Annotated in this window: 23 protein-coding genes; 11 read left to right on the top strand and 12 right to left on the bottom strand. The window is 36.3% G+C overall.

What is annotated here, in order from left to right; translation table 11 throughout:
- The first annotated feature begins 2 nt into the window (after positions 1–2).
- From FH036_RS18815 to FH036_RS18800, 4 genes are all read left to right on the top strand, one after another.
- Positions 3–938 (top strand): glycosyltransferase family 2 protein, encoded by a 936-nt coding sequence (locus FH036_RS18815; protein ID WP_044792727.1) that lies wholly within the window; start codon positions 3–5, stop codon positions 936–938.
- A 142-nt stretch (positions 939–1080) separates the two neighbouring features.
- On the top strand, positions 1081–2241 hold the full coding sequence (locus FH036_RS18810) for an FtsW/RodA/SpoVE family cell cycle protein (protein WP_138322317.1): 1161 nt from the start codon (positions 1081–1083) through the stop codon (positions 2239–2241).
- A 74-nt stretch (positions 2242–2315) separates the two neighbouring features.
- Positions 2316–3056, top strand: a complete 741-nt coding sequence (prpE, locus tag FH036_RS18805) for a bis(5'-nucleosyl)-tetraphosphatase PrpE (RefSeq protein WP_000872679.1) — start codon at positions 2316–2318, stop codon at positions 3054–3056.
- Between the two features lie 198 nt (positions 3057–3254).
- On the top strand, positions 3255–4643 hold the full coding sequence (locus tag FH036_RS18800; protein WP_139896086.1) for a peptidase G2 autoproteolytic cleavage domain-containing protein: 1389 nt from the start codon (positions 3255–3257) through the stop codon (positions 4641–4643).
- A 47-nt stretch (positions 4644–4690) separates the two neighbouring features.
- Here the strand turns inward: FH036_RS18800 and FH036_RS18795 are convergent, their stop codons facing one another.
- The 4 genes from FH036_RS18795 to FH036_RS18780 are packed head-to-tail and all read right to left on the bottom strand — an operon-like array spanning position 4691 to position 7456.
- The gene (locus FH036_RS18795) at positions 4691–5584 is read right to left on the bottom strand and encodes an RluA family pseudouridine synthase (protein ID WP_139896085.1); all 894 of its coding nucleotides are present in this window, start codon (positions 5582–5584) and stop codon (positions 4691–4693) included.
- Between the two features lie 15 nt (positions 5585–5599).
- Positions 5600–6397 carry an NAD kinase gene (locus FH036_RS18790; RefSeq protein WP_000673184.1) on the bottom strand — a complete coding sequence of 266 codons (798 nt, stop codon included), beginning with the start codon at positions 6395–6397 and terminating at the stop codon, positions 5600–5602.
- Positions 6398–6415: 18 nt separating this feature from the next.
- Positions 6416–7054, bottom strand: coding sequence for a GTP diphosphokinase (gene yjbM / locus FH036_RS18785; RefSeq protein WP_001081482.1), 639 nt, complete (start codon positions 7052–7054; stop codon positions 6416–6418).
- A gap of 30 nt (positions 7055–7084) precedes the next feature.
- Positions 7085–7456 (bottom strand): UPF0738 family protein, encoded by a 372-nt coding sequence (locus FH036_RS18780; protein WP_001180003.1) that lies wholly within the window; start codon positions 7454–7456, stop codon positions 7085–7087.
- A 146-nt stretch (positions 7457–7602) separates the two neighbouring features.
- Between FH036_RS18780 and FH036_RS18775 the strand changes: the two genes are divergently transcribed.
- The 4 genes from FH036_RS18775 to FH036_RS27180 all read left to right on the top strand — a co-directional run bounded on the left by FH036_RS18775 (position 7603) and on the right by FH036_RS27180 (position 10056).
- The gene (locus tag FH036_RS18775; protein ID WP_000191107.1) at positions 7603–8181 is read left to right on the top strand and encodes a CYTH domain-containing protein; all 579 of its coding nucleotides are present in this window, start codon (positions 7603–7605) and stop codon (positions 8179–8181) included.
- Positions 8182–8361: 180 nt separating this feature from the next.
- Positions 8362–8760 carry a globin domain-containing protein gene (locus FH036_RS18770; protein WP_000043380.1) on the top strand — a complete coding sequence of 133 codons (399 nt, stop codon included), beginning with the start codon at positions 8362–8364 and terminating at the stop codon, positions 8758–8760.
- Positions 8760–9653 carry a ClpXP adapter SpxH family protein gene (locus FH036_RS18765; protein ID WP_000360653.1) on the top strand — a complete coding sequence of 298 codons (894 nt, stop codon included), beginning with the start codon at positions 8760–8762 and terminating at the stop codon, positions 9651–9653. Before FH036_RS18770 ends, FH036_RS18765 begins: the two co-directional genes overlap by 1 nt.
- A 229-nt stretch (positions 9654–9882) precedes the next feature.
- A complete protein-coding gene (locus tag FH036_RS27180) occupies positions 9883–10056 on the top strand; it encodes a hypothetical protein (protein WP_041184086.1) in 174 nt (57 codons plus the stop codon).
- Positions 10057–10172: 116 nt separating this feature from the next.
- Here FH036_RS27180 and pepF read toward each other — a convergent pair whose 3' ends face one another.
- From pepF to mecA, 4 genes are all read right to left on the bottom strand, one after another.
- Complete coding sequence (gene pepF, locus FH036_RS18760; protein ID WP_000003388.1) at positions 10173–11999, bottom strand: oligoendopeptidase F; 1827 nt, start codon at positions 11997–11999, stop codon at positions 10173–10175.
- Between the two features lie 50 nt (positions 12000–12049).
- Positions 12050–13294, bottom strand: coding sequence for a competence protein CoiA (locus FH036_RS18755; RefSeq protein WP_139896084.1), 1245 nt, complete (start codon positions 13292–13294; stop codon positions 12050–12052).
- Positions 13295–13375: 81 nt separating this feature from the next.
- Entirely contained in the window at positions 13376–14920 is a 1545-nt protein-coding gene (locus FH036_RS18750) for a cardiolipin synthase (RefSeq protein WP_000799201.1), read from the bottom strand.
- Positions 14921–14992: 72 nt separating this feature from the next.
- Positions 14993–15676, bottom strand: coding sequence for an adaptor protein MecA (gene mecA / locus FH036_RS18745; protein WP_000350720.1), 684 nt, complete (start codon positions 15674–15676; stop codon positions 14993–14995).
- A gap of 326 nt (positions 15677–16002) precedes the next feature.
- On the opposite strand from mecA, the gene FH036_RS18740 reads away from it, so the two are divergent.
- A complete protein-coding gene (locus tag FH036_RS18740) occupies positions 16003–16677 on the top strand; it encodes a TerC family protein (protein WP_139896083.1) in 675 nt (224 codons plus the stop codon).
- Positions 16678–16726: 49 nt separating this feature from the next.
- On the opposite strand, the gene spx is transcribed toward FH036_RS18740, so the two are convergent.
- Positions 16727–17122 carry a transcriptional regulator Spx gene (gene spx / locus FH036_RS18735; protein ID WP_000258267.1) on the bottom strand — a complete coding sequence of 132 codons (396 nt, stop codon included), beginning with the start codon at positions 17120–17122 and terminating at the stop codon, positions 16727–16729.
- Between the two features lie 596 nt (positions 17123–17718).
- Here spx and FH036_RS18730 point away from each other — a divergent pair.
- Positions 17719–17922, top strand: coding sequence for a hypothetical protein (locus FH036_RS18730; RefSeq protein WP_000559980.1), 204 nt, complete (start codon positions 17719–17721; stop codon positions 17920–17922).
- Between the two features lie 28 nt (positions 17923–17950).
- On the opposite strand, the gene FH036_RS18725 is transcribed toward FH036_RS18730, so the two are convergent.
- On the bottom strand, positions 17951–19597 hold the full coding sequence (locus FH036_RS18725; protein ID WP_000728613.1) for a peptide ABC transporter substrate-binding protein: 1647 nt from the start codon (positions 19595–19597) through the stop codon (positions 17951–17953).
- 352 nt (positions 19598–19949) lie between these two features.
- Here FH036_RS18725 and FH036_RS18720 point away from each other — a divergent pair, with 352 nt between their 5' ends.
- A complete protein-coding gene (locus tag FH036_RS18720) occupies positions 19950–21395 on the top strand; it encodes an MATE family efflux transporter (RefSeq protein ID WP_002035938.1) in 1446 nt (481 codons plus the stop codon).
- Between the two features lie 110 nt (positions 21396–21505).
- Here the strand turns inward: FH036_RS18720 and FH036_RS18715 are convergent, their stop codons facing one another.
- A complete protein-coding gene (locus tag FH036_RS18715; protein WP_000166346.1) occupies positions 21506–22441 on the bottom strand; it encodes an ABC transporter ATP-binding protein in 936 nt (311 codons plus the stop codon).
- On the bottom strand, positions 22434–23477 hold the full coding sequence (locus FH036_RS18710) for an ABC transporter ATP-binding protein (protein WP_000854348.1): 1044 nt from the start codon (positions 23475–23477) through the stop codon (positions 22434–22436). The genes FH036_RS18715 and FH036_RS18710 overlap by 8 nt, the downstream gene beginning before the upstream one ends.
- Between the last annotated feature and the right edge of the window lie 5 nt (positions 23478–23482).

The raw sequence follows: 23482 nt of genomic DNA, 5'->3' as shown, positions 1-23482 counted from the left end.
ATATGAATAATATAAAAAATCTGCCGCTCGTTTCCATCCTTATTCCCACCTATAATCGACCACATTATTTTAAAATTGCTCTAGAAAGTGCATTAGCACAAACGTATTCCAATATTGAAATTATTGTAGGAGACGATAGTACAAATAATGAAACAGAAAAATTAATATACCGACATTATTTACATAAGCATAAAAATATAACATACATTCGAAATGCCACTACTCTAGGGCAATTTCATAACGCCCTTATGCTCTTAAAGCAGTCAAATGGAGAGTACATAAATTTCTTAATGGACGATGATATATTTTATAGTAGTAAAATTGAAAAAATGATGTTTTATTTCCAAAAAGACTTAGATCAAAATCTCGCACTTATTACATCTTATCGTACTTGGATTAATGATGATGGAGAGATAATTGAACAACACCCCTCCATGAACAGATTATATGATGAAGATACTCTATTAAATGGGAAAGATCTTGGAAACCATATGCTTATACTAGGGCAAAATATTATTGGTGAACCTACGACTGTACTCTTTCGAAAACGCCTATTAACAGAACCTTTCGGTACTTTAAATGGTAGAAATTATAATTGTAGTGTGGATATGGCTTCTTGGATCAGTTTACTTTCCAAAGGTGATGCAATCTATATTACGGAACCTTTAAGTTCTTTCCGCCTTCATACGGGACAGCAAGTACATCACAAATACCTTGAAGGTTGCGAAGATTTTTCACATCTCGTTTTACATTCAAAAAAATATGGTTTTCTACAAGAGACTGACTATTACAAAACGAGTCTGTTAAAAGCTTGCGAATGGTATAAAAACGCTACAACATTTTATCAGCTATATCCAGAACTCATTCCAACGACCGATACACATACTCGCCTTTCTCATTGTTTGAATATAGTTACAAAAGAACTCCATGCAATCTAATCCATCACAAGGGGGAATTCCTTCCTTGTGATGTATGACTTCCCGCAAATAGTGGAATAAATGTATGCATAGTCTGCTTGTATATTATTTTTTTCATGACATAATCCATATATTTACTAGGCGATAGAAAGGAATACATACATTGAAAGATCCAAATTCTCAATATCAAATAGACTACGTATTACTATGCATCTTATTTGCCATTGGGATTGTTAGTTGCTTTGCAATTACAAGTGCACAAGCCTCTTTACCACCATTTTTGCAAAATGTAAATTTTGTATTAAAGCAAATCCAGTGGTACTTCATTGGATTCATAGCCATCGGTGTTATTATGATTATCGATTTCGATCGTTATCAAAAAATTGCTTGGTATTTATATAGCTTTGCATTGGTACTACTAATTGGGCTAGAACTTCAAGTACCAGGTGCCATTACAATTAAAGGTGCGACCGCTTGGTACAGGCTCCCAGGCATCGGAAATTTCCAGCCTTCTGAAATTATGAAATTGTTTTTAATTATCGTCACCGGACGAATTATAGCAAATCACAATGAGAAATATTTTTACCGAACAATACACGATGATTTTTTATTACTCGGAAAAATATGCGCAACAAGTTTGCCGCCCCTACTACTTATCGCAAAGGAACCTGATTTAGGAAACACAATGGTAATTTCAGCTATGCTCGCAGCAATGATATTAGTTTCTGGTATACGTTGGCGTTTTATTTTCGGGTTAGCTTCCGGTATCTTTGCAACTGGTGTTACATTAACGTATATTTTTTTTACTCATACAAAATTCTTTAAAGCACACATTTTACAAGAATATCAACTAAATCGCTTCTACGGCTGGTTAGCGCCATACAAATATGATGCGCAAGGCTATCAATTAAGACAAGCTTTCTTAGCTACTGGATCAGGAGAAATGCAAGGAAAAGGTTGGGAAAATGGACAAGTATACTTTCCAGAACCACATACAGATTTTATTTTCACGAATGTCGCTGAGCAATTCGGATTTTTAGGCGCAAGCGTCATTATTGCACTTTTTTTCCTACTTATTTTTCGCATGATTCATATCGCTATAGAAAGTAATGACCCTTTCGGCAGTTACATCTGCGCTGGTACAATCGGAATGTTTACTTTTCAAGTATTTCAAAATATCGGGATGACAATCGGATTACTACCTATTACAGGCATCACACTACCCCTTATGAGCTACGGAGGAAGCTCCTTACTCACATACATGATAGCGATTGGATTTGTTTTAAACGTCCGCTCAAGAACGAAAATCTTTATGTTCAACTGAAGCACAAAAACGGTATATTTTTATCTCTATCCTTTTTTAGATATACTAATGAAAAATATGATGGAGGTTTAAATATGAAATACGACATTATAGGGGATATTCATGGATGCTTCCAAGAGTTTCAAGATTTAACGAAAAAACTCGGATATAACTGGAATAGTGACTTGCCGATTCACCCTGATCAACGCAAACTTGCTTTTGTTGGCGATATCACAGATCGCGGTCCCCATTCATTACGTATGATTGAAATTGTATGGGAACTTGTCATAAATAAAAAAGTAGCGTATTACGCTCCGGGAAATCACTGCAATAAACTATACCGATTTTTCCTTGGACGTAATGTGACAATCGCTCATGGACTCGAAACAACTGTTGCCGAATATGAAGCACTACCTTCTCATCAACAAAACATGATAAAAGAAAAATTCATCACACTTTACGAGCAATCCCCTTTATATCATGTACTCGATGAAAAAAGGTTAATTGTGTGTCACGCCGGCATTCGGCAAGATTACATAGGAAGAAAAGATAAAAAAGTACAAACATTTGTATTATACGGCGATATTACAGGAGAAAAACATGCTGACGGTTCACCTGTCCGTCGCGACTGGGCGAAGGAGTATAAAGGAACAGCTTGGGTTGTATATGGACATACACCCGTAAAAGAACCTCGCTTTGTAAAGCATACAGTCAATATTGACACTGGTGCTGTATTTGGTGGCAAACTAACTGGACTACGTTATCCTGAAATGGAGATTGTTTCCGTTCCTTCCTCCCTGCCTTTTGTCCCTGAGAAATTCCGCCCAATTTCATAACTCATATGTAAGGATTACCGTATCTTTTAGGCGTCTCTCATATAAAGTGAAACTTTAATCAGCCCTCACCAATCCCACTTTAATGGGCAGCCCGCCCATTAAAATGGGATAAAAATTGGGTAAAGTCATTAAAAAAAGATGCAATAAAGTGCATCTTTTTTTAATGACACGGCATATACTGTCGCAGGAGGTGACAGAATGAAGAAAAAATCTTCTAAACAAAAAAGAAAATGCCCGCCTTTTTATCTGCCCATGTACGGAATTAACAACTGGTGCAGCATTCGAGCTGCAGCTGTAGAAGAACTGGAAGAACAAGAGGCTTCCACAAAAAACAAAGATAGACCAAAATATGTCTCATTACAGAATGCTGTAATGAGCCGCATAATTGATAATAGAAAAGCAAAGATGCAGCAAAAAAATAAACCTCTCTCTACTCATATTGAACAGATTGTGCCTTCTGAGCAAGTAGAAAAGAATACAGAAGAGAACAGCCCTGTAGCAATAAATAAAAAAGTGGAAGCAGAAATTCCAGCTGCTATTATAAATCAAGTAAAAAAAATTAAAGAAGCATTAGTACCATCAGGTGATATACAAACAGAAAAAACGATTATCATTCAGACCCCTACATCTGAAAATACAAAAGTAAAAAAAGATGGGCGGTATGCATATGCAGAGGGTCTTCACTCTCATGCAGAGGGTACAGCTTCACATGCAGAAGGACTTCTGACACATGCAAAAGGTTCTTTCTCTCATGCAGAAGGATCAAAAACGAAAGCAACTGGACATAGTTCCCATAGTGAAGGGAGTGAAACGACAGCAGGTGGCGCTTATTCTCATGCAGAAGGTAAACATACAATCGCTTTAGGCGAAGCAGCTCATGCAGAAGGAACCGCGACTATCGCTAACGGATTTTCTTCTCATGCGGAAGGTAATCATACATCAACAGCTCATTTTGCAGGTAGCCATATTATGGGACGATTCGGTACAGCAGAAGAATCCTATTCTTGGTTTATTGCAAACGGTACAAATGAAACCGATCATAATATCGGTGCAAAGTGGCTTGCTCATAATGGAGAAATGTACATTGAGGGCGCTTCTTACAATGCAAGCGGAACTGATTTTGCGCAAATGTTTGAAACAGTAGACAATACTTTTATTGATGTAGGTTATTTCGTTACATTTAGTAGCGAAGAAAAAATTCGAATCGCTACTTCAAACGATTCATTCATCTTAGGAATATCTAGTGCCACCCCCGCTCTTATAGGAAATAGCGGTGCTTTAAGTTGGCAAAAACGCTATAAAACAGATAGCTTCGGAAAACGTCAATATGTACGTACGGAATCGCAAGACATACAACCTCTTTTAAATACAGAATGGGATCCAGCTTGCAAATATATAGCAAGAAAAGATCGTAACGAGTGGCTTCCTGTCGGATTAATTGGACAAATGTTAGTACGTGATGACGGTACTTGCGAAACGCATGGATATTGTCGTCCAAATAACGATGGCATTGCTACAAAATCTGAAAGTGGCTTTTTCGTTATAAAGCGCACTGGCGACAATCAAATTTTAATATTATTCCGCTAAAAAAAAGGGAACAAAATTCTTCGTTACATAAGAATTTTGTTCCCTTGTTAAATATGTCTTAATATCGCTTGCATATCGCTTGGAATCGGTGTAGTGAAAGACATTTCTTTCTCTAAAATAGGATGATAAAACGTCAAGGATGTACTGTGAAGCGCTTGTCGTTTCATTTCATCTCTTTTTCCACCATATAAATTATCGCCAAGTAGCGGATGTCCTATGTACGCCATATGCACACGAATTTGATGCGTTCTCCCTGTATCGAGCTCAAGTGATACGTGCGTCTTATGATTGACGCTATCGATCACTCTAAAATGAGTAACGGCTCTTTGCCCCTCCTCACAAACTGTCCGCTCAATAATGCTATCCGATTTTCGTCCAATCGGTGCGTCAATCGTTCCTTCTCTTTCTACCATCTCACCGTGAACAATCGCTTCATACGTTCTTTTCACAGCTTTTTGTTGATGCTGTTTCGATAAAAGATGATGTACGAAACGATTTTTTGCAATAAGCATAAGCCCTGAAGTATCACGATCTAACCTCGTTACGATGTGCACCGTATTTGCAAGATGTCGCTTATCATAATGAGATAAGAGCGCATTCGCAACACTTCCTGCCGGATGTTCTCTAGACGGGATCGTTGACATGTTTGCCTCTTTGTTTATGACAAGAACTGCATCATCTTCATATACGATACATAAAGGAATATCTTCAGCAATCATCCCTTCACTTCTTTCCTCTACTGGAAAAAAGACACGTAATTCTTCACCAGCTTGCAACTGATGACGAACGCTCGCATGTTGACCATTTACTTCTATAGATCCGCCATGAAACTTTATATCCGTTAATGCGGCTTTGGAGATCCCTTTTGTTTTTAAAAATTCTCTAACCAAAGTTCCTTCCTCAGCCGAGTCTATATCCCATTTCAATGTAAATCTGTTCAAATATATAAACCCTTTCTATTTATCTGCAACAAACGAGTCACGAACTCGTTTCCAGAACGGAAATGGACGGAAACGAACGAATCGTACTTTCTCATTTGCCACGCGATACTGAATTGATTTCACATCTTGATGAACCATCGTTAAATGGTCCACCGTAATTTGTAAGTTCATTCCTGCAGTCGGCTTCAGCACGCATGTATGATGTTTCGGCAATACGAGCGGCGAACCTACTGTACGAAACACCCGGTTATTAATAGATGCCATTTCCGCAATTTGAATCGCTTCAATAGAAGGGTGAATAATTGCTCCGCCAAGCGCCTTATTATACGCAGTACTTCCCGAAGGAGTAGAAATACAAAGGCCATCCCCACGGAACGTTTCAAAGTACTCTCCGCGTATTTCCACTTCTGTTACTAATGTACCTTCTGCACTTTTTACAGTCGCTTCATTCATCGCTAAATACTGCGACTCTTTACTCCCATTCACATAGCGAATAATCACTTCTAAAAGCGGATATTCCACCACTTGGAATGGTGTTTTAGCAATTGCAATTACTAATTTCTCTACTTCTGTCGGTAACCAATCTGCATAGAAACCTAAATGCCCTGTATGTACACCAACAAATGCTGTTTCATCCAATCGATTATAATAACGATGAAACGCATATAAAAGCGTTCCATCTCCCCCAACAGAAATTACAATATCGGGTTCCTTTTCATCCATTATAAATCCAAAATCTAGCAAGTATTCTTTCATCGTGCTTGCCAGTGCATCTGATGATTGATCTCCCTTTGACATAATTGTAAATTTCATCGCCCAACACCCTTTAGTTTATGATTCGGAATCTTTCGTTTCTTGCTTTCTTGAAAAAGCTTTCTGCGCTTCTTGAATTTCAAGACGGATAGAAGACATTTCTTCATCTAATAAAAATGCTGCTTCCGCTGCACGTTGCAAGCGTATTTTAATATCTTCAGGAAAACGTCCACTATATTTATAATTTAAAGAATGCTCAATTGTTGCCCAAAAGTTCATTGCTAGCGTACGTATTTGGATTTCTACCAATACTTTTTGTTCACCTTGAATCGTTTGAACTGGGTAACTAATGACAACGTGATAAGAACGATAACCGCTATCTTTCTTCTGCGTGACGTAATCACGTTCTTCCACGATTTCAAAGTCATTTCGTTTTCGAAGATATTCTACAACAGGCTTAATCTCATCAACAAATTGACACATCATTCGAAGGCCCGCGATATCTTGCATATCTTCTCTTAGCCTGTCTAACGGTACATTTCTCTTCTCCGCTTTATCAATAATACTTGCAACCGACTTTACCCTTCCTGTTACAAACTCAATTGGAGAATGCTCTGTTAACATTGCAAATTGAGTGCGCATTCCTTTTAGTTTCACTTTCAGCTCTGCCACCGCTTGGTGGTAAGGTGCTAAAAATTCTTCCCAATTTCGATTCATTTCAACCACCACCAAAATCAATCCATTTGCTTATAGAAATACTTTTTCTACAGCAGTTACTAGTTCTTCTCCGTAATTTGCATTACCTTCAATATTTTCAACTAAATATTCTACTTCTTCTTTCAAACCTTCTAATTCCATTTCAATGTCATTCACGCGAACGAACATAACCACGTCGTTATTCATCGCTTCATGCATTGCTTCCCAGCATGTATGCGGAATGCTTACATAAATGAAAGATGATTCGTTTTCTAAGATATATAAAAATGATAAATTATCTGAGTCTACAAGTACGTGATTACGCGCACTTAACTCCTTTACCTCTATTTCACTATTTTCCGCACAAAAAATAAGAGCATTCTCTCTCTTTTCTACGCTCTTAACTTGGATTTTATTTTGCATGCTCTAACTCCTCCATCTCAACTTCCTGTCTTACTTAACAGTATTATTGTATCATAACATGGACGCAAACAAATAAAACATTGAACCAAATTTGTGAAAAAGCGATAATGTGTAAAGAATTATTTTTCAAAAGGAGCGCGCATACAATGACACAAGAAATTGAAATTGAATTTAAAAATATTGTTACAGAAGAAGAATTCCATACATTATGTAAATCATTCTCTATTGAAGGATTTACGAAACAGGTGAATCACTACTTTGAAACACCGAGCCTCTCATTAAAAGAAGCTGGCTCTGCACTTCGTATTCGTCATAAAGGAGAAACTTATACATTAACATTGAAACAACCTGCAGAAGTCGGCTTGTTAGAAACGCATCAAGTTATAACAGCAGATGAAGCAAGATTGATGATGGAAACAAATACAATTATTCAAGGCGCTGTAGTAGATCAACTACACACATTACAAATTCCTGTTTCTGCTTTAACTTATATGGGTAGTTTAACAACTGAAAGAGCCGAAACACTATTTGAAGGCGGAACGCTTGTCTTTGATCATAGTTTCTATTACAATCACGATGATTATGAAATTGAATTTGAAGTGCAAGATGAAGAAGCAGGCAAAGCTGCATTTATTCATTTATTAAAGCAACACGACATACCAATACGTCATACAAATAATAAAGTAAAACGCTTTTTCCTTGCCAAACAAAACAAAGCACGCTAAAGTGAAAATTCCACTAGTGAATACGTTCTACTAGTGGATACATCTCACTTTTTGAAAAAGAAAGGATTCTTTTACATCTGTAGAATAAGCAAAGAACGTTATGAAGGCTGTTTATTTGCCCTCCCTAACATTCCATTGCTACAATAGATATACATTTCATGGAAAAAGGAGTTTAAAAGGATGAGCAAGCAACCGATGACACCATTTGAAGCAATTGGCGGTGAACAATGCATTGCAATATTAGTAGACACATTTTATTCCTATGTCAGTAAACACCCTGACCTATCTCCCATCTTCCCGGATGATTTAACAGAAACAGCTAGGAAGCAGAAGCAATTTTTAACACAATATTTAGGTGGTCCTAATTTGTATACGGAAGAACATGGTCATCCTATGTTAAGAGCACGCCATCTCCCGTTTGAGATTACTCCAAAACGAGCAGAGGCTTGGCTATCGTGCATGGAGCAAGCAATGGATGACACAGGAGTGCACGGTCATATAAGAGAGTTCGTTTTTGAACGTTTAGCATTAACTGCTCAGCATATGGTTAATACTCCAGACGAAACAGGTGAAATATAATGGATAAACAGGAAGCAAAGCATATCAATATGCCATCTCCTTCCGCATGTGAGCATAAGTCTGTAGAAGCATATTTATTTATTGATCCACTTTGTAAAGATTGCTGGGAAATTGAACCCTTTATTATTAAACTATGGCTTGAATATGGGAAATACTTCTCTATTCGTCATATCGTAACAGGAAAAGTGGACGGAACGAACGCTTCCTCACACAAATGGAATAAACCTGCTAATATTCGATTTGTGTGGGAAAAGACAACAAGTTTACAAGGTTTTTCATGTGATGGAAAGGTACATATGCAAGAAGCATCGTCAACACCATATTTAGTTTCGATGGCAATTAAAGCAGCGGAGTTGCAAGGCCGAAAAGCAGGTTCGAAGTTTTTGCGAAAACTCCAAGAATACATTTTCCTTGAAAATGTATCAAATCCTGACTGCGAATTATTGCTTGCATGCGCAAAAGATAGCAATATTGATGTAGAAGAATTTAAAAAAGACCTATATTCCGCTAGCGCAAAAAAGGCTTTCCAATGTGACTTAAAATTCACAAATGAGATGCATATTACAGAAATACCTTCTCTCGTATTCTTTCATGCAAATTCAGATGAAGAAGGTATTAAAATCGCTGGAACGTATTCCTACGACGTCTACGTACAATTATTGAAAGAACTTGTAAAATGTGAAATCGAGCCAGAGCCATTACCAACTTTAGAAGTATTACTGGAAGCGACACAATTTATCTCTTCAAAAGAAGTAGCATTTATATATGACTGCTCGAAGCAAGAAATTGAACGTGAACTAAAAAAATTACAACTGAAACGAAAAGTACAAATGATTGACGTAAAATGTGAGCGTTATTGGAAATGGATAGCAAAAGAAAAAGACCTGGTGTAAACACCAGGTCTTTTTCTTTACGGCTTATAAAAATATTAAAGGGGATGGGAGAAATTTTCACGTTCAAACAAAGGGGTATATGTTTGTATGTGAATTCGTTCACGCTTATTATATTACAAGATTCGACGTCAGATGACAACCCCTTTTGTCGAATTTCACACTTTTGTCACATTCTAAACGTTTTCATTTTTGAATAAGCTATAAAAAAGCTATTTTGGAGGTGTTTTGTATGAAAAAAACGTATATTTTACTTATCATTCTAGCTGTCATCATTTCTTTTTTCTTGTACATCCTCTCTCTACTACAAGCTTTTCCTAAAATGATTGCCTTCCCTCTTTTATTTGGAGTCATTGTCATCGCTCTCTCTTATTTCAACCATAAAAAACGATTTAAAGGGTTTTAATAAACTGTAAAACTGTCTTCTAATTTAGAAAAAGAAGACCATTCGCTTAATTTTTTCGACAAATATCGACAAAATAACATCAAGAAAAAGACGAGGTAATTCCCTCGTCTTTTCTATTACTTCTCTTCAAATAATAATGCTTCTAATTCATTTAATTTCTCTTCAAATACTTGCAATGCTTCTTTTACTGGTTCTGGAGATGCCATATCTACTCCAGCTTTTTTCAGCACTTCAATTGGGTAATCTGAGCTTCCTGCTTTTAAGAACTCATTAATGTAACGTTCTACTGCTGGTTGCCCTTCTTCTAAAATTTGTTTAGATAGAGCCGTCGCTGCACTAAATCCTGTTGCGTATTGATATACGTAATAGTTGTAGTAGAAGTGCGGAATACGAGACCACTCTAAACCAATTTCTTCATCAATTACTAAAGAATCACCGAAATATTTCTTATTTAAATCATAGTAAATCTCCGTTAACATGTCTGGCGTAACCGCATGTCCCTCTTGTACTTTCTTATGAATCATATGCTCAAACTCTGCGAACATCGTTTGACGGAATACAGTACCACGGAATCCTTCTAAATAATGATTTAATAAGTATAGACGCTCTTTCTTATCTTCTGTCGTTTTTAATAAATAATCGTTTAGAAGCGCTTCATTACAAGTTGATGCTACTTCTGCAACGAAGATTGAATAGTCACCGTATACGTGCGGCTGCGTTTTTCTTGTGTAGTAACTATGCACCGAATGACCAAACTCATGAGCAAGTGTAAATAAATTATTTACATTATCATGCCAGTTCATTAAAATATACGGATTTGTTCCATATGCACCAGATGAATATGCTCCGCTTCTTTTTCCTTTATTCTCATACACATCTACCCAGCGATTTTCATATGCTTCTTTTAAAATGTCAACATACTCATCACCAAGTACATGTAAAGACTTTAATAACATGTCTTGCGCTTCTTCATACTTCACATTCATTTTCACTTCTGGTACAAGTGGTGTATATAAATCATACATATGAAGCTCATCAAGCCCTAGCGCACGCTTACGAATATCAATGTATCGATGTAGCAAGTGTAAATTGTCATTTACAGATTGAACAAGTTGATCATACACCGCTTCAGGAATATTATTATTACTTAATGCTGCTTGACGTGCAGAGTCATATTTACGAACACGTGCATTGAAATTATTACGCTTTACAGCTCCGCTTAACGTACTTGCAAATGTGTTCTTATATTTTCCGTACGTTTCATATACAGCTTTGAATGCATCTTCACGCACACGACGATCATCACTTTCTAAAAACTGAATGTAACGACCATGTGTAATTTCTACTTCTTCTCCATCCTCACCTTTAATAGATGGGAATTTCAAATCCGCATTATTCAACATACCAAATGTATTACTTGACGCACTCATTACTTCAGATGCTTCTGCTAATAGAGCCTCTTCCGCTTCAGATAATACGTGAGGGCGTTGACGCGTAATTTCTTCTAACGCATGCTCATATACACTTAAGTCTCTATTTTCTTTCAAGAATGTTTGCAGTGTATCTTCTGAAATCGATAAAATTTCAGGCACAATATATGCTGTGCTACTAGATACTTGTGAATATAAATTTGTCGCGCGGTCATTTAACGCTTGATACACAGAGTTTGTTGTATCTTGATCGTAACGCATATGTGCATATGTATATAGCTTACCTAATCGCATTGAAATTTCATCTTCATATTGCAATGCTTCCAGTAAATTGTTCGCAGAGTCACCCAGTTTCCCTTTAAATTCAGTTAACTTCGGTAATAGCTCTTTAATGGCTTGGAATTCTTTTTCCCATTCTGCATCTGTTTGGAAAATATCTTCTAACCGCCACGTACTTGATTCTTCAATTTCTTTGCGATCTGGTAATGTTTTTGCTGTGTTTTGTTCAGACATCCTTTAAGCCCTCCTTTAAATATCTCTACTTACATACAATTCGATTTTTCTTATGTAATTCCTTCACGATCAGTCTTTATTATATCCCCTTTTCCTTCTCTCATGTTGTACTTTGCCTCAAATAAAGATAAGGCATACGCTAAGCAAATTGCATCATATTTTATAACTTCCTCTTCAGTTTTTAACATAGCTATCCCCCTTATTTTCCGGTACTTATAAGTCCCTACTTTACGTAATACGCCTGCACAACATAAAAATGTCATATACTCAGTAACTGCTACTTTCCATATATGTGTTGAAAAGTACGGGAGCATCCGCCTTTTCGTATACTTTTTCACATAGCTACACGCATACTCGAGGGAAATACACTCCCCTATCGCAAGCTCGCCTATACACTTCATATACAGAAAAGCTTGCCATATAAATGGATTTGTTTGAAAAGCAAATGAGGACGGGAGCGGCACACCAATTTCAGAAGGGAAATTTGCTGGGGTACATTTACATTGATACAAGAGGCGTAATAGTGACTTATAATTATAATTCCAAATAGGCAAAGCATTTTTTCGAAAATAGTCCTTTCGCTTCTTCCATTCTCGGTCTAATATTTCTTTTTTGAATGGAACGGGAGAAAAGAGCATTTCAAAAGTAGTCGTTTCAATTGGTAAATATATAATGTGTGAGAAAGAGACGCTTGTAGAAAATGAAGTGATAAACGCGCATTTCATAAATGATTTTTGTTTCGAACAGAAGAAAATAAGAAGTGGCTGAGGATAAGATTGTAAGGAGAAAGCCATAATTGAGGAGAATTTCATCCAGTATGCAGAGTGCTTTTTCAATTGATTTCCACCAATAATCCAAATGACCTGTATACCAGCTTGCCAATACGAATAAGTTCGTTTGCAGAGCTGTTCTATGGAAAGATTTGCGCATTGATATTCAATCGCAATTTTTCTCCCTGCTCTCTCTATAAAAATATCCGGTCGTTGCTGAATCTCTGGCAGATAATGCTCTATCTCTACATGAACATTTTGACGTTTGAACCACCGATATAACAATTCTTTACCGTACATATGATATGTGGATTCTGCTTCATAAAAGGCTAAACATGAATCTACTTTCTTATGAGCAAAATGCCACTTTTTTTGTTTTCCTAATCTCATTAGTACTTCCTTCCCGCAAGCTATGCAAAAGAAACTTTCCCTTTTACGCATATGGTGTAAAAGCTCTTCATCATGATGATCGAGTAGATGAATTTTTTCTCCATTTTCTCTTTTTGCGATAAATATCGGAATCACACCCTTTCAGCTCCTTATATTCTACAATTTATTACAAATTCCTTTTTAAAAAAGAGATGTCCCAATTTCGGACATCTCTCTTTATAATAAAGGTGATAATAACCGGTACGTTGATTCAACAATTCGTCTATGAAGACGCCTTTTATGAAAACGATCGACATGAATTTCACTTGATTCTTCTAAATCGTCTTTAAAATCTTGAACAAGTTTTCGAATGCTATCTGTATCATATAAAAAGGCATTTACTTCAAAGTTCAAATGAAAACTTCTCATATCCATATTCGCTGTCCCAATTGAAGCTAAATCAGAATCGACAATGACAACTTTACTATGGAGAAAACCTTTTTCGTATTCATATATCTTTACCCCTGCATCTAAAAGCTCTGGGAAATACGATCTCGATGCGTAAAAGACAGTGCGCTTATCAGGCTTACTCGGCATTAACAAACGAACATCGATACCAGCAAGTGCCGCTACCTTTAATGCGGATAAAATATCATCATCCGGAATGAAATACGGCGTCGCAATCCAAATAGATTTCCTGGCAGAAGCAATCATGGCAAAATATAAATGTTTAATGGTTTCCCATTTATTATCCGGCCCACCTGCAACGAGCTGCACGCCTCCCCAATGCTCTCCCTCAACTGCTTTCGCTTGTAAATATTCAGGGGCTAGCACAGCCTCACCAGTCATATAAAACCAATCTTGAAGGAAAATAAGCTGCAAGCTTTGAACAGCTTCACCACGCAAATATAAATGTGTGTCTCGCCAAAAGCCGAAGTACTTATCCTTCCCTAAATATTCATCACCAATATTTAATCCACCTACAAACCCTTCATTTCCATCAATAATAACGATTTTTCGGTGGTTTCTATAATTAATCTTATCGTTTAAAATCGGAAAGCGTACAGGGAAGAACGGAATCATTTCGACACCTGCATCGTTTAATTCTTCAATATACGATTTTGATAATTTAAAACTTCCAACCGCATCAAATAAAAAACGAACGACTACGCCCTCTTTTGATTTTTGTATTAAAATATCTTTAATTTCTGTTCCAAGCTTATCATCACGCACAATGTAATATTCCATATGAATGTGATGTTTCGCTCGTTTTAATCCATCTAAAATGGCCTGAAACGTTTCATCTCCATTTGTTAATGTTCTCGTTTCAGTTTGAAATGAAATATTTAAAGCGCCTAAGCGATCCGCTAAACGAAATAACAGCTCTTGATGCTTATGATTGCGCAAAATCCGTTCTTCGTAATCTTCATGCCCCTTATATTGTAAAAACGCTTGTTCATCGAGCAACGCCTTCTTTTGGAACATTCTCTTCCTCCGAAAGTTTTGTCCGAATAATAAATAAGCGAAGAATCCAAATACGGGAAAAATACCTAACACAATGAGCCATGTAAGTGTTTTTGACGGATGACGGTTCTCTAAGAAAATAACGCAGCCAATTAAAAATGCAGATACCGTAAATAAAATACTAATAATACCTAAAATCGAAACATCTTTTATCCCAATTACATCCGAATAAAATGCCACATCAATAAACATACGTAATGAAACAAATAATGCAAACAATAGTAAAACAAAGAAAATCAACTTTAACGTATTTTTCATCTCTTACCTCCTTACTAAGAAAGCTTTCCTATTCTTCATATAAAAAGCCGATTTCATACTACAGAAATCGGCCTACGTTTTAGCAGGAAAATTATTGCGAATTGTTTCAAGCGCATGCTCTTTCACAATTTGTTTCCCATACTCACTTACACGATGAATTGTTAAAGTTGATTCTTCTCCGTATTCTAAAACAATACTTAAAATGCGATCAATTTCTTCCTCATCATGTAGCACTTCATCGAATTCCACATATACATAATAGCGGTCCTCAAATGAATACAGCTCATCTTTTATATCTTCAAAGATAAGACGGTGACTTAATGAAATGACATCTTCAAAATCATTAAACTTAATTAAAAAGCCAAACGTACCATCTTCGTTAAAGTTTGTTCCTACTTGTTCTTCTACCTCTTCCACTAATTCTTGCTGGAATAATGATTCAATGCCTTCGTCTAGAGGAATGTCTATAATTTTATCTACACCTATTGGTAGTTCTAGCTTTTGTCCATCCTTTGAAAGTTCTGCTTTCGTTACAAGTACTTCAATCCCTTTATCGACTGCTTGCACTTGAATCCATAACGGCCCATCAATAAAGAAATCGTCATGATCACGAGCTTCGTCCATCATTTCCCAAAAGAGCTCTTCGCTTCTTTCGCGGTCATACCAAATTTCCTCACGATTAAAGCCTCTGTCCTCTATATCAATGTACGTAATAAAAAATTTCATCGTATGATCATTAATTCTTTCAATATCCAAAATACAACTCTCCCTTCCTGCTTAGAATTGTTATGAAGGGATTCCCCACTCATATGACAAATCAATAGATTCTTGTACTCTCATTTTATGATAAGATTCTCCAGAATGGAAATAAAATCGATTTATTTTACAAAAATAGTTATATGCCTATCTTTAATCGACCATCTACACAAATATATCATTATAGCGATTTCTCACTCCTAAAAAATTTGGACATACATTTCCACCTTCCCCCGTACACTGTAATAAAGTGAAACTTTTATTAGAGAAGATTCACCACATACATATAGTTCGCTTATTAAAACATCATAAATGGAGGCAGACGAATGGACTTAGAGTTTTTAACATCTGTACTAATGATTGTCGGTATCGATGTTGTATTAGGTGGTGACAACGCAATTGTTATCGCACTAGCTAGCCGAAATTTACCTGAATCAAAACGAAATAAAGCTATTTTGATCGGTACTCTTTTAGCAATCGTACTTAGAATTGTCCTTACTATACTAGCTGTCTATTTACTCGACATTCCATTTCTGCAACTTATCGGGGGCGTTTTACTTACATTGATTGCAGTAAATTTACTAACTGATAATAGCAATGATCTTTCTTCTATTCAAGGAAAAACAACTTTATTTCAAGCTGTGCGTACAATTGTATTCGCGGACCTTGTTATGGGATTTGACAACGTTATTGCCATTGCAGGGGCAGCTCACGGAAGATTTTCACTCGTAATAATCGGCTTGCTCATTTCTATCCCGATTATTATTTGGGGTAGCAAACTCATTTTAATGCTTATGGAACGTTTTCCATTCCTTATTTATTGCGGGGCAGCAATTCTCGCTTATACAGCAGGCAAAATGGTCACACATGAAGATAGACTTGCAACCTTTTTTCATAACAATCCAAGTTTCACTGCAGGCATTCCCTATTTGTTCATTTTCACTATTTTATGCGTCGGCTTTATCGTACAACAAGTTCGATTACGCAATGTGAAACATTAAAAAAAACCTTCTACTATATAATAGGTAGAAGGTTTTCATATTATTATAATTAATTTACAAGACGCTGTGCTTCACGCAATTGGAACGTTCTTACTGTACGTGGTAAGAAACGGCGGATTTCGTCTTCATTGTAACCTACTTGAAGGCGTTTCTCGTCAATCATAATTGGACGACGTAAAATCCCTGGATAGTCACGAATCATCTTATATAAATCTTGAAGTGGTAAAGACTCTAAGTTTACATTTAATTCTTGGAAAACTTTTGAACGAGTAGAAATAATCTCATCCGTTCCGCTTTCTGTCATACGTAAAATCTCTTTAATTTCCTCAATCGTTAATGGATCTGAGAAAATATTACGTTCTGTATAAGGAATATGATTTTCCTCTAGCCATAATTTCGCCTTTCTACAAGACGTACAGCTTGGAGAACTATATAATGTTACCATACAAAGCTCACTCTCCTTAAAGAGTACAAATTCTGTACTAATTACAGTTTAAATTTCTAAATTCAGCAATTTTTCACGATACCTTGTCTCAAAACAAAGTAAAAAAATTGCATTTCATGTAAGCAACAACTTTTAGTAAACAACAATTACTTTTAATAAGTAACTTCTATAATCATTATACAATAGATTTTGCAAGAAATATACAGTAAATTTCCTTCTAATTGAGAAAACTCTTCTGTGCATTCCACTGCTATGTAACATAATCGTACTCACTTTAGCTGTTCTTTAACAATAACATTCAACCCTATTAACGCTTGCTATTCATAGATTCTTCATATGATTTATAGTTATTTCTCCATAATCTTTCCTATGAAAAAGAGAACGTTTTCTTACCTTTTCTTGATAAATCAATTATGAAATGTAAGACTATATAAGTGAGAATTCAAAAGAACGTTTGTTCTTATTTTAACAAACATTCTCATTCATGTCTATACGATTTCTAAAATAAATCCATTATTTTTCTGACATTTCTTTCTTTTTTATCTTTTATCTCATACAATAAAAATACAGACAGACAAAGGGGGAGGAATTTGCAAATGATTGCTTTTTTTATTGATTTTGTCACTGTTGCTACCCTCATCATCGGAATAACAGCATTGATTGGTGTCATTACAAATAGCATTGGTGAAAAACTCTTTGGCGGAAAAGAAAAGATGAAGTTTGTTAATAAAAGTTTGGATGTCCAATCCGGCTGGAACGAGGTCGGCGGGAAAGGTATTTATAAAAAACGTACGTATTAAAAAAAGCAGGTAATCACCTGCTTTTTTCTTATTTCTCTACTGACGCCCATTTAAAGCTTAAATCGCCGCCATATTTATGGTTGTACATATTTTTAATTGAATCTCTTTGCAAGTATGCTCTACCACGTTGATATACTGGAACAATCGCAGCGTCATCAAGTAACATTTTCTCTGCTTCTAGTAAGCTTTTCCAACGAGCATTTACATCGCTTCCATCTTTTTTCGCTTTCATGATAATCTCATCATATTTCGGATTAGAATATTTCATTTTATTTTGTGATCCGTCAGTTACAAACATATCAAGATATGTAATTGGATCTGGGAAGTCCGCACTCCATCCAGAGAATGACATGACAAAATCGCCCGCATCTTCTAATTTTAGTTTTTGTGCGAATGGTTGTTGTTTAATTTTCACTGTTAAACCTGGTAAATTCTTTTCTAACTCACCTTTTAAATATTCACCCGTTTTCTTCGATAATTCAACATCTTCATTTAATAACTCTAATTCGATTTCATTTTTACCAAGCTCTTTTTTACCAGCTTCCCAATATTTCTTCGCTTCTTTCACGTTTGGTTTTACAATATCTCCATTTACAGCACGGAAGTCTTTTTTATCCGGTCCTTTAATGAAGTTATCAGGAATTAATCCTGTTGCTGGCTTAGAACCGTTATTTAATAATGTATCAACGAACGGCTTACGTTCAAAAGCAAGTGAAATTGCTTTACGAATATTTTTATTTGCTAAAGCTGGATCTTTTTGATTTAAACGAAGGAAGAATACAGATGTATCTTCTACTGTTTGGAAATCTGGTTTTCCTTTATATTTATCGATGAACTCCGCTAATAACGTCGCTCGATCGACTGCGTTTGTTTCATATAAATTAATTGGTGTAGACGTATCTTTAACAATATTAAAGTTTACTTCCTCAATCTTCACTTCTTTATTGTCCCAATATGACGGGCTCTTTGTCATTTTAAAGCTACGTTCATGTTGCCAATCACTTAATGTAAATGGTCCGTTATAAAGCGTTGTATTCGCTTCTAAACCAAACTTCGTACCTTGCTCTTTCACGAACTTTTCATTCACAGGATAGAAGATTGGATATACCATTAAATCTACAAGGTATGGAATGGAATTATCTAATTCCACTTCTAATGTATGATCATCAATCGCTTTTACACCTAATTGATCCGGACTCATCTCTTTTTTATTAATTTTTTCTGCGTTTTTTATATCATACATAATGTACGCTGATTTCGCAGCTGTATCTGGATTAATTGCTCTTTGCCATGCATATACGAAATCTTTCGCCGTTACAGGCTCACCATTTGACCATTTTGCGTCTTCACGTAATGTAAATGTATATTTTTTACCGTCTTCTGACTTTTTAAATTCCTTCGCTACACCAGGAACTAGCTTATCATCTTTTCCTAAACTGTATAAGCCTTCCATCGTATTAGTCATTACTCTTGAAGAAACCGCATCCGCTGATAACGCTGGATCCATCGTTGGAATTTCTTGCGTTTCAATTAAATTAATGACTTGCTTTGCACCGCTTTTCCCGCTATCCCCTTTTGCGTTCGCTTGCGGTTCATCTTTTTGGTAGCTACATGCCCCTAACATCATGCTCATCGCTACTGTTGATACTACAAAAACTGGCATCTTTTTTTTCATATTTCCACCCTCCACAAAAATGTTAGCCCTTTCATTTTCAAACAAATAGAAATATATATATGTTCTAACAATTCATATTATACACACAAATATATTCTTTGTATATTTATATTTCTATTTCATTAAAATTTTCTGTTTAAAAATAAACCTTTGTAAACGTTTCATATTGCTGATTATCCTTACTAAAGTGTTAAAAACAATTATTTTTAAACTTTTCTAAATTATCAGATAAAAACAAAATTTATATTTCATAATACTTTATGCATAATTATCCTTCTCTTTTTATCATAAAATAGCACTCCCTTCATAATAAAGATATGTAGGTTAAAATGAGTGCAAAGGATAAGAAAGTATGTTACGATACACTTTGCTAAAAATAGATATCGGTAAAGAGGGGACGGACATGACAGCAATTCAGGCAAAAAACGGGCCTACTGAGAAATTAAGTTTATTCTTATTAACATGGCCTATTTTTCTAGAAGTTTTTCTATTTATGTTAATGGGGATCGCTGATACTTTCATGTTAAGTGCATTATCAGACGATGCTGTATCTGGGGTTGGTGCAGCGAATCAATATCTCCATATCGCTATTTTGGTACTAGAAGTCATCGGGAACGGCGCAGCTATCGTCGTATCTCAATACCTCGGTTCCAAACGTTTTATGGAAGCATCTAAAATATCAGCTTTAGCCGTCACATTAAATTTAGTGGTCGGACTCGTTATAAGCGCTGGTTTTCTTTTATTCTCAAAACATATGATGATGGCAATGAACTTACAAGGCGATGTACTTATGTATGCACAAAGCTATTTATCTATCGTCGGGGGAGCTATTTTCCTCCAAGCTATTATTAATTCATTAGCCGCAATTATCCGCGTACATGGCTTCACAAAGCAAGCGATGTTTATTTCACTTGGAATGAATATTATTCATATCGCAGGAAACTACGTACTTATTTTCGGGAAATTTGGCTTCCCAGAGCTCGGTGTGCAAGGAGCTGCTATTTCTTCTGCTGTCAGCAGATTAATCGCACTTATCGTTTTCTTCTGGTTACTGTACCGCGTTATGGAATACCGTGTGAAATTACAATATTACTTTACTTTATCAAAAGAATACATCGGGAAAATTTTAAAGATTGGGATTCCATCTGCATTTGAGCAGGTTATGTATCAAGCTTGCCAAATTGTCTTCTTATACTATGCAACATATTTAGGAACGGAATCATTAGCGGCTAGACAATACGCTACGAACATTTCTATGTTTACTTATTTATTCGCTATTGCGATTGGCATGGGAACAGCCATTATTATCGGGCGCCTCGTTGGCGGTGGTGAAAAAGATGAAGCATATGAACGCGTATGGAAAAGTGTAAAGTGGGCAATTGGAGTCACTTTATGTATGGTCGCTCTCGTTATTACATTCCGCACACAATTAATGGGACTATTTACAGATAATCCGCACATTATTGCTTTGGGTGCAAGCGTTCTTTTACTAAGTGTATTACTTGAAACAGGGCGTACGATGAATATCGTCATCATCAATTCACTTCGCGCAGCTGGCGATGCAAAGTACCCCGTTTTAATCGGCGCATTCTCTATGGTGTTAATGAGTTTACCACTCGGTTATTTTTTCGCATTCCATTTAGATATGGGACTCGTTGGTATTTGGTTAGCGATTGCTATTGATGAATGGACGCGCGCCATTATTATGTTCTTCCGCTGGAAAAGTAGAGCGTGGGAGCGTTATGCACTTGTTAAACCTGAAGAACAAGAAGAGATTGTTTCTGTGCAGGCACAGTAATACTCATTGAATCAAATGCATGTATTCACTTACAAACAAATGTTAACAATAAAACTGTTTATATAGTAGAAAAACAGCCAATCTTCCATAACGGAAGATTGGCTGTTTTATTATTGATAAATCTCTTTATATTTCTTATACTCCGCTTCAGAACATAGTACGAAATGTCCCGGGCGAATTTCACGCATTGTCGGTTCTTCACTACCATAATTATGCTGAGATGGATCGTATACGATACGTTTACGATTGCGCTCATAATCTGGATCTGGAAGCGGAATTGCTGATAATAGTGATTTTGTATATGGATGAATTGGATTCGCATATAACTCATCACTTGTTGTTAGCTCAACGATTTGACCACGGTACATTACACCAATGCGGTCACTAATGTATTTTACCATTGATAAATCGTGGGCAATGAATAAGTATGTTAAACCTTTTTCTTTTTGTAGCTTTTTCAGTAAGTTTACAACTTGCGCCTGGATTGATACGTCAAGTGCTGAGATTGGCTCATCGGCAATGATAAATTCAGGTTCTACAGCAAGTGCGCGAGCGATACCGATACGTTGACGTTGTCCACCTGAGAATTCATGTGGGAAACGGTTTGCGTGTTCTTTATTTAAACCAACTGTGTTTAATAATTCATGAACACGGTCCATACGCTCTTTTTTGTTTTTTGCTAGTCCGTGAATATCGATACCTTCTGCAATAATATCCCCTACTGTCATACGAGGGTTTAATGATGCATATGGATCTTGGAAAATCATTTGCATTTTACGATTGAATTTCTTCAATTCTGCGCGTGATTTTTTACCATGTACATTTTCACCGTCGAACAACACTTCACCAGCAGTTGCATCATATAAACGAATAATCGTTCTTCCAGTTGTTGATTTACCACAACCTGATTCTCCTACAAGACCAAATGTTTCTCCGCGGTAAATATCAAATGAAATATCATTAACCGCTTTGACAACACCACCACTCACGTCGAAGTGCTGCTTTACATTTTTTACTTCAATTAATTTCTCACGTTGTTTAGTCATGTTGTTCACCTGCTTTCATTTGAAGAATGCGTTTTTCAACGACTGCCGGCGGTCTTACTTCTGGAGCTTGCTCATGAAGTAACCAAGTTGCCGCATAGTGTGTATCACTTACTTTAAATAAAGGTGGGTCCATTTCAAAATCAATTTTTAGTGCCTGCGGGTTACGTGGTGCAAAAGCATCTCCCTTTGGCGGCTTCAATAAATCTGGAGGCGTTCCAGGAATTGCGTATAACTCTTCCTCTGAACCATCTAAACTTGGCATAGATGCGATTAAGCCCCAAGTATACGGATGTTTTGGATTGTAGAAAATTTCATCTACAGTTCCGATTTCAACAACTTTACCAGCGTACATAACTGCTACGCGGTCCGCAACGTTTGCCACTACACCTAAGTCATGCGTAATGAAAATAATTGCTGCTTCTGTTTTTTGCTGAATGTCCTTCATAAGCTCTAAAATTTGTGCCTGAATCGTAACGTCTAGCGCTGTTGTCGGCTCATCGGCAATCAATAATTTTGGGTTACAAGCTAACGCCATCGCAATAACTACACGCTGTCTCATACCACCAGAGAATTGGTGCGGATATTGCTTTAAACGAGCTTCTGGATTTGGAATACCTACAAGGTCGATTAATTCTAAAGCAACTTTACGTGCATCTGCTTTACTCATCCCTTGGTGTTTAATAAGGCCTTCCATAATTTGATTTCCAATTGTCATCGTTGGGTTCAATGATGTCATTGGATCTTGGAAAATCATCGCGATATCTTTACCACGTACTTGCTGCATTTCTTTTTCTGTTAATTTCGTTAAGTCACGACCTTCAAATACGATTTCACCATTTTTAATGCGTCCAGGAGGATTCGGAATTAATCCCATTAATGCTTTAGAAGTAACTGATTTCCCAGAACCAGATTCTCCTACAATCGCTAATGTTTCCCCTTTTTTTAAATCAAAAGTAACGCCGCGTACAGCTTGTACTTCACCTGCATGTGTATCAAAGGAGACTTGTAAATCTTTTACCTCTAACAATGTTTTCATCTTTT

This window comes from Bacillus sp. CD3-5 (assembly GCF_006349665.1).
In the GTDB taxonomy this organism is placed as follows: Bacteria; Bacillota; Bacilli; order Bacillales; family Bacillaceae_G; genus Bacillus_A; species Bacillus_A paranthracis.
The sequence above is the reverse complement of the archived record's forward strand: the minus strand, read 5'-3'. Positions and strand labels throughout refer to the sequence as shown.

What these genes read in the sequence shown, in the direction of transcription:
- FH036_RS18725 (WP_000728613.1), bottom strand. Translation starts at nt 19,597, where the DNA reads ATGAAAAAAAAGATGCCAGTTTTTGTAGTATCAACAGTAGCGATGAGC.
- FH036_RS18715 (WP_000166346.1), bottom strand. Translation starts at nt 22,441, where the DNA reads ATGACTAAACAACGTGAGAAATTAATTGAAGTAAAAAATGTAAAGCAG.
- FH036_RS18720 (WP_002035938.1), top strand. Translation starts at nt 19,950, where the DNA reads ATGTTACGATACACTTTGCTAAAAATAGATATCGGTAAAGAGGGGACG.
- FH036_RS18750 (WP_000799201.1), bottom strand. Translation starts at nt 14,920, where the DNA reads ATGAAAAATACGTTAAAGTTGATTTTCTTTGTTTTACTATTGTTTGCA.
- FH036_RS18765 (WP_000360653.1), top strand. Translation starts at nt 8,760, where the DNA reads ATGGATAAACAGGAAGCAAAGCATATCAATATGCCATCTCCTTCCGCA.
- FH036_RS18740 (WP_139896083.1), top strand. Translation starts at nt 16,003, where the DNA reads ATGGACTTAGAGTTTTTAACATCTGTACTAATGATTGTCGGTATCGAT.
- FH036_RS18730 (WP_000559980.1), top strand. Translation starts at nt 17,719, where the DNA reads ATGATTGCTTTTTTTATTGATTTTGTCACTGTTGCTACCCTCATCATC.
- FH036_RS18770 (WP_000043380.1), top strand. Translation starts at nt 8,362, where the DNA reads ATGAGCAAGCAACCGATGACACCATTTGAAGCAATTGGCGGTGAACAA.
- prpE (WP_000872679.1), top strand. Translation starts at nt 2,316, where the DNA reads ATGAAATACGACATTATAGGGGATATTCATGGATGCTTCCAAGAGTTT.
- spx (WP_000258267.1), bottom strand. Translation starts at nt 17,122, where the DNA reads ATGGTAACATTATATAGTTCTCCAAGCTGTACGTCTTGTAGAAAGGCG.
- FH036_RS18780 (WP_001180003.1), bottom strand. Translation starts at nt 7,456, where the DNA reads ATGCAAAATAAAATCCAAGTTAAGAGCGTAGAAAAGAGAGAGAATGCT.
- FH036_RS18815 (WP_044792727.1), top strand. Translation starts at nt 3, where the DNA reads ATGAATAATATAAAAAATCTGCCGCTCGTTTCCATCCTTATTCCCACC.
- FH036_RS18710 (WP_000854348.1), bottom strand. Translation starts at nt 23,477, where the DNA reads ATGAAAACATTGTTAGAGGTAAAAGATTTACAAGTCTCCTTTGATACA.
- pepF (WP_000003388.1), bottom strand. Translation starts at nt 11,999, where the DNA reads ATGTCTGAACAAAACACAGCAAAAACATTACCAGATCGCAAAGAAATT.
- FH036_RS18800 (WP_139896086.1), top strand. Translation starts at nt 3,255, where the DNA reads ATGAAGAAAAAATCTTCTAAACAAAAAAGAAAATGCCCGCCTTTTTAT.
- FH036_RS18775 (WP_000191107.1), top strand. Translation starts at nt 7,603, where the DNA reads ATGACACAAGAAATTGAAATTGAATTTAAAAATATTGTTACAGAAGAA.
- FH036_RS27180 (WP_041184086.1), top strand. Translation starts at nt 9,883, where the DNA reads ATGAAAAAAACGTATATTTTACTTATCATTCTAGCTGTCATCATTTCT.
- yjbM (WP_001081482.1), bottom strand. Translation starts at nt 7,054, where the DNA reads ATGAATCGAAATTGGGAAGAATTTTTAGCACCTTACCACCAAGCGGTG.
- FH036_RS18790 (WP_000673184.1), bottom strand. Translation starts at nt 6,397, where the DNA reads ATGAAATTTACAATTATGTCAAAGGGAGATCAATCATCAGATGCACTG.